This is a genomic window from Clostridium sp. HBUAS56010, assembly GCF_007115105.1.
Classification (GTDB): Bacteria; Bacillota; Clostridia; order Lachnospirales; family Lachnospiraceae; genus Lacrimispora.
This window is the reverse complement of sequence record NZ_SULJ01000009.1, coordinates 142,137-152,069: the sequence shown is the minus strand read 5'-3', so window position 1 is coordinate 152,069 and position 9,933 is coordinate 142,137. Positions and strand designations below refer to the sequence as shown.

11 protein-coding genes are annotated in these 9,933 nt (G+C 41.6%); 7 read left to right on the top strand and 4 right to left on the bottom strand.

Features of this window, described 5'->3' with window-relative positions:
- Positions 1-334: 334 nt before the first annotated feature.
- Positions 335-691: an IS66 family insertion sequence element accessory protein TnpB gene (locus FAY33_RS14380; RefSeq protein ID WP_143321927.1), complete on the bottom strand. Its 357-nt coding sequence runs from the start codon at positions 689-691 to the stop codon at positions 335-337.
- Between the two features lie 186 nt (positions 692-877).
- Between FAY33_RS14380 and FAY33_RS14375 the strand changes: the two genes are divergently transcribed.
- The 4 genes from FAY33_RS14375 to FAY33_RS14360 all read left to right on the top strand — a co-directional run bounded on the left by FAY33_RS14375 (position 878) and on the right by FAY33_RS14360 (position 4,553).
- Positions 878-1,315, top strand: coding sequence for a GNAT family N-acetyltransferase (locus FAY33_RS14375; RefSeq protein WP_143321926.1), 438 nt, complete (start codon positions 878-880; stop codon positions 1,313-1,315).
- Between the two features lie 77 nt (positions 1,316-1,392).
- On the top strand, positions 1,393-2,364 hold the full coding sequence (locus FAY33_RS14370; RefSeq protein WP_143321925.1) for a DUF3658 domain-containing protein: 972 nt from the start codon (positions 1,393-1,395) through the stop codon (positions 2,362-2,364).
- On the top strand, positions 2,361-3,290 hold the full coding sequence (locus FAY33_RS14365; RefSeq protein ID WP_143321924.1) for a LysR family transcriptional regulator: 930 nt from the start codon (positions 2,361-2,363) through the stop codon (positions 3,288-3,290). Before FAY33_RS14370 ends, FAY33_RS14365 begins: the two co-directional genes overlap by 4 nt.
- Positions 3,291-3,392: 102 nt before the next feature.
- Positions 3,393-4,553 (top strand): cobalamin-independent methionine synthase II family protein, encoded by a 1,161-nt coding sequence (locus FAY33_RS14360; protein WP_143321923.1) that lies wholly within the window; start codon positions 3,393-3,395, stop codon positions 4,551-4,553.
- Between the two features lie 235 nt (positions 4,554-4,788).
- Here FAY33_RS14360 and FAY33_RS14355 read toward each other — a convergent pair whose 3' ends face one another.
- Positions 4,789-4,989 (bottom strand): cold-shock protein, encoded by a 201-nt coding sequence (locus tag FAY33_RS14355; protein WP_143321922.1) that lies wholly within the window; start codon positions 4,987-4,989, stop codon positions 4,789-4,791.
- A 254-nt stretch (positions 4,990-5,243) separates the two neighbouring features.
- On the opposite strand from FAY33_RS14355, the gene FAY33_RS14350 reads away from it, so the two are divergent.
- Entirely contained in the window at positions 5,244-5,774 is a 531-nt protein-coding gene (locus tag FAY33_RS14350; protein ID WP_143321921.1) for an HD domain-containing protein, read from the top strand.
- 76 nt (positions 5,775-5,850) lie between these two features.
- On the opposite strand, the gene FAY33_RS14345 is transcribed toward FAY33_RS14350, so the two are convergent.
- Both FAY33_RS14345 and FAY33_RS14340 read right to left on the bottom strand, forming a co-directional pair.
- On the bottom strand, positions 5,851-6,324 hold the full coding sequence (locus tag FAY33_RS14345) for a methylglyoxal synthase (protein ID WP_143321920.1): 474 nt from the start codon (positions 6,322-6,324) through the stop codon (positions 5,851-5,853).
- A 42-nt stretch (positions 6,325-6,366) separates the two neighbouring features.
- On the bottom strand, positions 6,367-7,572 hold the full coding sequence (locus tag FAY33_RS14340) for a BTAD domain-containing putative transcriptional regulator (protein ID WP_143321919.1): 1,206 nt from the start codon (positions 7,570-7,572) through the stop codon (positions 6,367-6,369).
- A gap of 145 nt (positions 7,573-7,717) precedes the next feature.
- Between FAY33_RS14340 and srtB the strand changes: the two genes are divergently transcribed.
- Positions 7,718-8,497 carry a class B sortase gene (srtB, locus tag FAY33_RS14335; RefSeq protein WP_143321918.1) on the top strand — a complete coding sequence of 260 codons (780 nt, stop codon included), beginning with the start codon at positions 7,718-7,720 and terminating at the stop codon, positions 8,495-8,497.
- A 65-nt stretch (positions 8,498-8,562) separates the two neighbouring features.
- Positions 8,563-9,918 carry a phosphoglucosamine mutase gene (gene glmM, locus FAY33_RS14330; protein WP_143321917.1) on the top strand — a complete coding sequence of 452 codons (1,356 nt, stop codon included), beginning with the start codon at positions 8,563-8,565 and terminating at the stop codon, positions 9,916-9,918.
- The last annotated feature ends 15 nt before the right edge of the window (positions 9,919-9,933 follow it).

Genomic DNA, 9,933 nt, shown 5'->3' with positions numbered 1-9,933 from the left:
CCAGAATCAGTCTGATATCATAGCCGGCTGACTACCGGCTACCTAACGGCTGAAATACAATTTGCGAAAAAATCTTGACACTATCCCGATTGGCAGTCTGGTTTACGCCTTTGTTTTTATTTTACAGATTTCAGGGATCTGATTCGACCAGGGAAGTAGATTCTTTAGAAAATCCTGACTGGTATCTTCTTGATGTTCCATTAGCTCGGTCAAGAGAAATTCAAGGTAACAGAACGGATTTAGATTGTTTGCCTTTGCTGTTTCAGTAACACTGTCCTTTTTCCACAAAAGAGGAACAAGATATGCAAGATATATTTTTTGAAATCCGGACGCATCATTGAACATAGGATAATGCTCCAAGCAACCGACGTAGAAATTCATCTGATGCAGAGTCTGCGATTTCAATGGCACATCCGTTTACATGGATTTGAGCAGAAACATTTGTAGACTTGGGTTGTTTCACTTTTGACAATGAAGGTATTTCGACAAAACTCGTTGAACGTTCCGCCGGCGCAGCACTGACTTGTTCTGCATATATTTCTTCACGCACCCTGCGTTGCCAATAATAAAACTGCTTTTCATCAATCTGATTTTGTGAGCACCATTGTTTTTTGGATAAACCGCTTGATAAGCATTCCTTTATGAGCTTGGTCCAATTGATCAGCCTGACCTCGTGTGTGATCTTGTCCATTCGGTAAACCTCCTTTGACTTTTAGAGGTATTATCGCATGGATGCAGCTAATTTGCACGGTACTAGCTATTTACCGTATACTTTAAAACAATTCCCATCAGACAAATAAATAATCTTGAGCCAATACAAATATTCGTGTATAGTGGTAGAAAGTGTGAAAAAAAATCACCAAAACGGGGGCGCAGCATGATAAAATTAAAGAGCATTACGCGTGACAACTTCCAAGACGTAATTAATCTTTCTGTTTTCGACGAACAGAAGGATTACGTTGCAAGTAACCTTTATTCTTTGGCACAAGCAAAAGCCGAACCAGAATGTATTCCGCTGGCTATATATGATGATGATAATCTGGTAGGATTTGTAATGTATTGCTTGGATTGGGAGGATAAGGAGTACTGGATTGGTCGTCTCATGATTGATAAAATGTATCAAAAAAGAGGATATGGCGGTGCAGCGGTTCACTGCGTTTTGTCAATATTGCAGCAGGACCCAGATCATCATAAGGTTTATTTAAGTTTTGAACCGGAGAATTTAGCTGCAAAGAAATTTTATGAAAAATTAGGATTTTCTGCAGACGGAAGAATTCTTGAAGGAGAGATGGTGTATTGTTTGCATTATAGATAATAGGTGCCACACTTTAAAAGCGGTACCTGTTTTAACACAGCGGCTCATCAATCAGACAAATTAAGGGAGGAACTGAAATGCTTGAAATTATGTTTTCTGACAGTGCAGGCGGAAGCTTTCGAATGGCACAGTATTATGGAAAGGGGGAGTATCAGGCTGATAATGCTTCTGTGTTTGTCTCTTTTTCCGATGAAGGAGCAGTAGATGAAGAAAAAATAGAGAAAGCCAGACGGGAATTAGAAGAAGAGGAACGTATGGAATGGGAACAATCTGTCCCATTAGGTGGTAATCCCTCAGACATCTTTTCCTTTCATCTGGTTTTAAGTGCAGGAGATATTTCAGAAGATGTACCAGGGGTCAGACGCAGGCAGGTTCTGGAGCAGTTTTATGCGATATATCCTATGGGCGGACAGGCAGCAGCAGAACTGTCAAAGCGTGTATCCAATCACTTAAAGACAATAAAGAAGCGTATGGAAGAAGGAGAATCCCTTCGCATCTGGTACAGCAATCACCCCGATGAAATGTGTGGTTTGTATTGGTTTATGGATCAGTTAAGCCAGTGGGGGACTTATTTTGGGCAGATTACTTTAGTAAAATTGCCGGAGTGGGAAGTTATGGAAGATGGACAGGTGGTGGAAAGAGCCCAATGGGGAGAGACAAAGCCCAGTGAGTGGCGGCGGTACATCTCTATGGAAAAACCTGTTTCAAAAGCATTGTGCCACCAATTTGCTTCTTGCTGGAAGCAGCTTAAACAGGAAAATGCACCCCTTAGAGCAGTGATCAATGGAAGGCTGACCAGCGTTTCCCAGGCTTTTTATGATGATTGTATTCTAAATGAAATACCAGATACAGACGAGCCATTCCAGGAAGCAAGACTTATTGGAACGATACTTTTAAAATATCGGTCTGGATTCAGCGATGCCTGGGCGGCACAGCGGATTGAGAAGATCATTGATGACGGAATCTTAGAAGCAGTATCAACCGCTCCTGATGACAGCCCCTCCTACCACCGGTTGCTCAGAAAAAGAGAGGAGAGCAAGACCTTATGACCCTGCAGCAGTTAAGATATTTTATAGAGACCGTAAACAGCGGTTCCATCAATAAAGCGGCAGAGCGTTTATTCATTGCACAGTCCAGCCTTTCCAACGCCTTAAAAGATCTGGAAACAGAGATTCAGCATCAGCTTTTTATCAGAACCCCCAAAGGAATTTCACTTACCACCGATGGAGGAGAATTTTTAGGATATGCAAGACAGGTACTGGAGCAGACCGAACTGCTGGAAGAGAGGTGGCTGGATAAGAAGCCTTCAAGGCGTTTATGCTCCATTTCCACCCAGCACTATGCCTTTGCAGTGAATGCTTTTGTTAATATGGTGAAAAAAACCAATGCAGAAGAGTATGAGTATACCCTTCGGGAAGCCAGAACCTTTGAAATCGTTGAAGATGTTAAAAATCTCCGCAGCGACTTGGGAATCCTATACATGAGCCAGTTTAACCGCAAAGTCATTGAAAAACTGCTCTATGAGAACAATTTAAACTTTCACTCCCTGTTTCATGCCAGACCCCATGTGTTCATAAGTGCGGAAAATCCCCTTGCAGCAAAACCCTGTGTCACATTAGAAGATCTGGCAGATTATCCCCGTCTGTCTTTTGAACAGGGAGAATACAACTCTTTTTATTTTTCAGAAGAGATACTCAGTACAGAACATGTAAAAAAAGACATAAGAGTAGGAGACAGAGCGACTATTTTTAATCTCATGATCGGTCTGAACGGTTATACGATTTCCACTGGAATTGTCAGTGCAGATTTAAACGGGGAAGACATTATAGCCGTCCCCCTTAAAGTGGAGGATACCATTGAGATTGGCTGGATTTCCCATAAAGATATTCAGTTATCCAGACAGGCATCCTTGTATCTGGAGGAACTAAAAGACATTGTCTCAAAATACAGCATAAGTGTAAGTGATGAGCTATAGCTAATAACTATAACTCATCATATTTTTTTGGTGTTACCGATAAGTCCTCTTTCTGTGTTAGAATGAGTTTATTCAAAAAAACACATGCAGGAGGCAATGATTATGAGTGAGAAATTTCAAATTGTAGGAAGTTTACTTCGTCCGGAACCATTACTGAAATATAAAAGAGAGATTGAAAAAAGGGAAGATATCACCTATCCATTTTATGACGATTTTAAAGGATATGAAGAATGCGAAGCAGAAAGCACAAAGGCTGTAATTGAAAAGCAGATTGCCCATGGTCTGACAATCATATCTGACGGAGAATATTCCAAATCACTGTGGCATCTGGATTTCGTATGGGGATTTGGTGGTGCAAAACGATATATTGCAGAACACGGATATCTATTCCAGGATAAAGATGGTCAGAATAAATATGAAACCAGAAAAGATATCGGTTTAAAGATCACTGGAAAACTGAGCGGTAAAAATCACCACTTTATTAAAGTCTACAAGAGGCTGGCATCCTTGGCAAACGGGCATATTACCAAGCTTTGCATTCCATCTCCTTCTCATATTCTTGGAGAATTATCATGGTCTGACAACCTGGGAAAAGAAGATTCCGTCTACAAAGATGAACATGAATTAAAGGAAGGACTGACTACGGCATATAAAGAGTTTGTAGAAGAATTTGCAAATGCAGGAGGAAAGATTCTACAGTTTGATGATTGTTTATGGGAACTTTTTGCTGATGATAATCCTCATTCTCCATTTACAGGAGAGACTGTCACAAAAGGAGAATCAGAAAGGCTTGCAGGAGAGTTTGTCAGCATCAATAACACCGTGATTGATTTTGGACACAGTCTGGGATTAAAAATCTGGACCCATAACTGCCGGGGAAATTATGATTCCAGAAACATGGGAGGAGGTTCTTATACCCAGATTGCCGAACTGTTCTTAAAACAGTTAAAGTATGACCGTTTCTTCCTGGAATGGGATGATGACAGAGCCGGTTCCTTAAAAGCCCTTGAAGTATTCAAAGACAGACCGGAAGTGGAGATTGTTCTTGGCCTGCTTTCCAGCAAAACCAATACCCTTGATGATGAGGACCGTGTTCTCCGTCTTCTTGAGGAAGCATCCCAGATCATCGACAAAGACCGTCTTCTCCTTTCCCACCAGTGCGGTTTCGCTTCCTGCGACGGAGGAAATGAATTAACCCAAGAAGAACAGTGGGCAAAGATCGACCAGGGACAGAAAATTGCAAAACAGTTCTGGGGAATATAATTAAGAAAGAACGTTCCTATGCAATAAAAAAAGCACCTGAGGGGTGCATATAGAATCATTATAATATTATTTAGTTTGAGTCAGCAAGGAATATATAATAAACCTTGCTGACTTAGCTGTAATCTTTAAACATTGCTCTGACTTTTTAAAATACAGAAAGTGGGCTTATATCTACTTTATCAATTTGGTATTTAAAACGGAATCCATTAGATGTGTGTATTCATACGATAAAAGATTATGCGATTTGAACATTAACAGCCTGCAGGCCACGATTGCCATTGGTTGTCTCAAAAATAACAGACTGGCCATCTTCTAAAGCTTTAAAACCTTCCATTGTGAGACCGGAAAAATGAACGAATATGTCATTTCCTTCTTCATCACAGATAAATCCAAAACCCTTTTGTGCATTAAACCATTTTACTGTACCTTTTTTCAAGAAAGATACCTCCTTAATTTTAGTGTATCTCAGAATAAAGCAAAAAATCGCATATATTTGTAAATCATCAATGAAATAATGACTTACAAATACATGCGAAATCAAAACTTTATTTAACATACTAATTTATTCTATCATAGGAATAAGAAAAAGTCAATCATATATTTCTTTTTTCTGCAGAAACTAAAAATACTGACTATTAAAACCCGGTAAATTGTGTTAGTATATTAGAAAACAACAAAAGGAGAATCAGTATGGTCGAGAAAGCGGCTGCGTTTGCAGCCAGGTCTCATGAGGGAACTTACCGCAAGGGTACGCAGATTCCCTATATCGTCCATCCGTTAGAGACTGCAGTCATTGTTTCCATGATGGTATCAGACGAGGAACTGATCTGTGCCGCACTCCTCCACGATGTGGTGGAAGATGCCGGGGTTCTTGAATCGGAGCTTCAGGCAGAATTTGGCTCCCGGGTAGCCAGGCTGGTCATGGAAGAGACGGAAGATAAAACAAAAAGCTGGAAAGAGCGTAAGAGCAGAACGCTTTGTCATTTAGAAGAGGCTTCCATAGAATGTAAGATGTTAGTACTGGCGGACAAGCTCAGCAATATCCGTGCGACAGCAAGAGACTGTCTCCTTCTGGGTGACCAGGTGTGGCAGCGCTTTAATGAAAAGAATAAATCAGAGCATGCCTGGTATTACAAAGGCGTTCTGGACCGGCTCACTGGTCTGGAAGATTATTCTGCCTATGAGGAATATGCTTTTTTATGTAAAACAGTATTTGGATAAATTACAAAAAGATAAGGCAGGTCCCGTCTCAAAGGGGTCTGCCTTTTTCATACATTTAAGAATATCAAAATAAAATTTATAAAGTACTTGCACGGTCCTGGACATTCTTTTTAAAGTTTATCACTTCATGCTCATAAGTTGTATCCATGAGGGGAGAGGTAATTACAAAGTCAGCCGTTGCTTTTGTATTGGCAATGGGAATATCATATACCTCAGCGATTCGAAGCAGTGCTTTTACATCGGGATCATGAGGCTGTGCAGTCAGCGGGTCAGAGAAGAAGATAACCAGGTCAACCCGGCCCTCCACGATCTTTGCACCGATCTGCTGGTCGCCGCCTAAAGGACCGCTGTTATATCCTTTTACCCGAAGACCTGTCTGCTCTGTAATCATGCGTGCAGTTGTACCGGTTCCGCAAAGGGTGTGTTTTTTTAGTGTATCAAGGTGATCCTTGCACCACTGGATCAGGTCCTGCTTTTTGCTGTCATGGGCAATCAGTGCAATGTTCTTTTCTTTTTGCAGGGTAAGTGTAATAAAATCGTCTTTTAACATGATGTTTCCTCCTGGTGGTAAAATATCATTCTCTTTATATGGTCAATCCTGATGGGGAGTGACACTTTGGAGAGAATATGTAATGGATAAATCTTTTCTTGAATATTCCTTTTTAAAATTCTGGATAATCCGCTTCAAGACTTTTTCTCCATTTTCGTAAGTCGCTGTAGGTAACAGCATTAAGTACTGGCTTACGCTGTAACGGCTGAAGATATCGCCTCTTCGCAGGGAGTTTCTGATGGCTTCCCCAAGCTCGTCCATGGCTCTCGTCTGAACAGCCGGCTTTAGAAGGTCTCCTTTTAAATTGCTGATGGTTAAAAGGCATAAAAAGATCGAATCCCCGGTCCGTTCAATGGCTCTTGTCTCCAACTGGTAAATATCCCGGAATACAGACGGTTCACAGCAGAATGCGCCTTTTCTCGTACTGCCTTCCAGTAAAATGTCCCGGATCGTACTTAAGTCCATGGTAATACCATGTTTCTTGTCGCTGATTAATTTATAAAGTTCCTTGAACCGGAGAGAAGGTGTAATGGCAAATTCGTTATAGAACATGTCGTTGACTCTCTGATAGTGTTCCAGCGCCATGAGCTGATTTCCGCTCTGATATAAAGCACAGATCAGATAATAATGGGCGTCCTCTCCATAAGGATCAATGGAGATGGTCTGCTGACAGACGTCAATCATGGTGGGATAATCCTTTTTCTCATCAAGCAATGTGAGAATCCGGTTCACCAGCTTCTGATATATGGTGTGGTAATAGGTATGAATGGGCACCACCCAGGATTCCCATTCGGACTTTGGGAGAAAGTTTCCTTTATATAAAGAGAAGGCTTCCAGACAAAGAGAAAGGCATTCTTCCCTTGAAATCTCTGACGATTCCGACTGAATACAAAGATCCTCAAACTTGTCCGCATCGCAGACGGTAAGGAAGTCCCTGGTCCAGCCATAAGCCTTCCGGTTCTGGAAAATCAGTTCCTGGGTAGGGTAACCAAGAGGTTCTAAGAGCTTCCGGACGCGGAACATAAGCGTTTTTAAGGCGCCTGCCGGATTATTGCTGGCTTCGTCCTTCCAGAACAGGTCAATCAGCTCCTCAACCGGAATGTCCCGGCCACGGAACGTAATTAAATATTCTAAAAGACTCCATGGCTTTTTCGCCTGATTGTTCTGGTCTACAATGGACTTGTCCCCGATGGATATGGAGAATCCTCCCAGCATATTAACATAGATGACAGTTTCCTGATTTTTCATAAGCATCTCCAAAATGACATTTTCTTATTTAAAGTATATAGAAAAAAAAAGGAAAAGTCTAGCAGAGCTTACAAAAGATTGAGATTTTTTAATAGATAAGCTATAATTAAGGAAGATTTGGAAAAAATCGAAAGAGGGAATATCCATGAAAAAGAGGAAATCACCCATTGTTTTTCTCCTGTTGGCAGTTGTTTTCCTGGCAGCAGGTGTGAGTCTGCTTTATTCCGATTATAATAGTAAAGAACGAGAAAAACGCCAGCAGGAAGACCTTGCACGGATTGCAAGGGAAAGCACCAAGGAGGAGTCCACAGAGGAGGAGCAGGAGCCACAGAACCAGACAGAAGAGGAAAAGCCCTATGTGTCCCCTATTGATTTTGAACATTTAAAAGAGATAAATCCAGATGTGGTGGGCTGGATCAGAATTGAGGGAACCACCATAGACTATCCTGTTGTACAGACGGATAACAATGAGACTTATCTGGAACGGGACTTTGAAGGCGGAAAAAGCCCTTCCGGAACCGTGTTCCTTGATTATGAAAGTGAGCCTGATTTTTCCGGAAAACATAATATTTTATACGGACATCATATGAAAAATGGCACCATGTTTAAGGATATCATAAAGTATAAGAACGAGACATTTTTTAAAGAACACCAGAAAATCACCGTGTACACCCCGGACAGGGAGTATCAGCTACGTCCCGTAACGGTTCTTTACACGGAACCTGCAGGAGAGCGCAGGAGAACCCGTTTTGATACAGAAGAAGAATTTTTAACGTACACAGAAAAGATGACCGGGAATGGTTCCTTTTATCAGAAACCGGATGAAGGAATAAAGCGTCTCTGGTCCTTTGTAACGTGCAGCTATGAATTTCCTGATGCCAGAACCATACTGTACGCATGCGAGACAGCTTCTGTTGAAAATTAGGGAGCATTATGATATATTACATATAATTCTGTATGAACTGCAGACTTTAAAAAAGGAGATATGATATGGGTAAATATTTTGGAACTGACGGCTTCCGGGGAGAAGCCAATGTCACACTTACGGTGGAGCATGCCTATAAAGTAGGCCGTTTTTTAGGCTGGTATTATGGGAAGAAGAATCCCGGTGAAGTTTGCAGAATTGTAATAGGAAAAGATACGAGACGAAGCAGTTATATGTTTGAATATTCTCTGGTTGCAGGTCTGACCGCTTCCGGGGCAGATGCTTACCTTCTTCATGTAACCACCACTCCAAGCGTTTCTTATGTTGTAAGAACCGAAGGATTTGCCTGTGGAATCATGATTTCTGCCAGTCATAATCCTTATTATGACAACGGGATCAAGGTCATCAATGAAAAAGGGGAAAAGCTGGAAGAGAGAGTGATAACAGAGATAGAAAAATATCTGGAAGGGGAGATGGAGGAACTTCCTTTTGCAAAACAGGACCGTATTGGCAGGACCGTAGACTTTGCAGCAGGAAGAAACCGCTATATTGGTTATCTGATTTCCATAGCCACCAGATCCTTTAAGAATAAAAAAGTAGCTCTTGACTGTGCCAACGGAAGCGCTTCTGCCATTGCAAAGAATGTGTTTGACGCACTTGGAGCCGAGACTCATGTAATCAGCAATGAGCCAAACGGGCTGAACATCAACACCGGATGCGGTTCTACCCATATCGGTCAGCTCCAGAAGTTTGTAAAAGAAGTGGGTGCTGATGTTGGATTTGCCTATGATGGTGACGCGGACCGCTGCATTGCAGTGGATGAGAACGGTCAGGTCGTGGACGGAGACGGCATTTTATATATCTGCGGAAAGTATATGAAAGAGCAGGGAACCTTAAAAAACAACAAAGTCGTAACCACCATTATGTCCAACTTCGGTCTTTATAAGGCATTTGAGAGAGAAGGCATTGAATACGATAAAACAGCAGTTGGAGATAAGTATGTATACGAGAATATGTCCACCTATGGAAACTGTCTGGGCGGAGAACAGTCCGGTCATATTATTTTCAGCAAACATGCCACGACAGGAGATGGCATTCTCACTTCTTTAAAGGTTATGGAGGTAATTCTTGAGAAAAAAGAAAACCTTGGAAAGCTGGTTTCAGAACTTGAGATATACCCTCAGGTATTAAAGAATGTAAAAGTCCATGATAAGACAGCCGCCCAGGAAGATGAAGCAGTAAAAGCAGAAGTGGAACAGGTAGGAGAAGCGCTGGGAGAAAGCGGAAGAATTCTCCTTCGCCAATCAGGGACAGAGCCAGTGGTCCGGGTTATGGTAGAAGCCGGAGAGTTAAGCACATGCGAGAAATATGTGGACCAGGTGATAGAGGTAATGAGAAAACAGGGACATTTAATTTCCTGATCTGATTATTTCGAT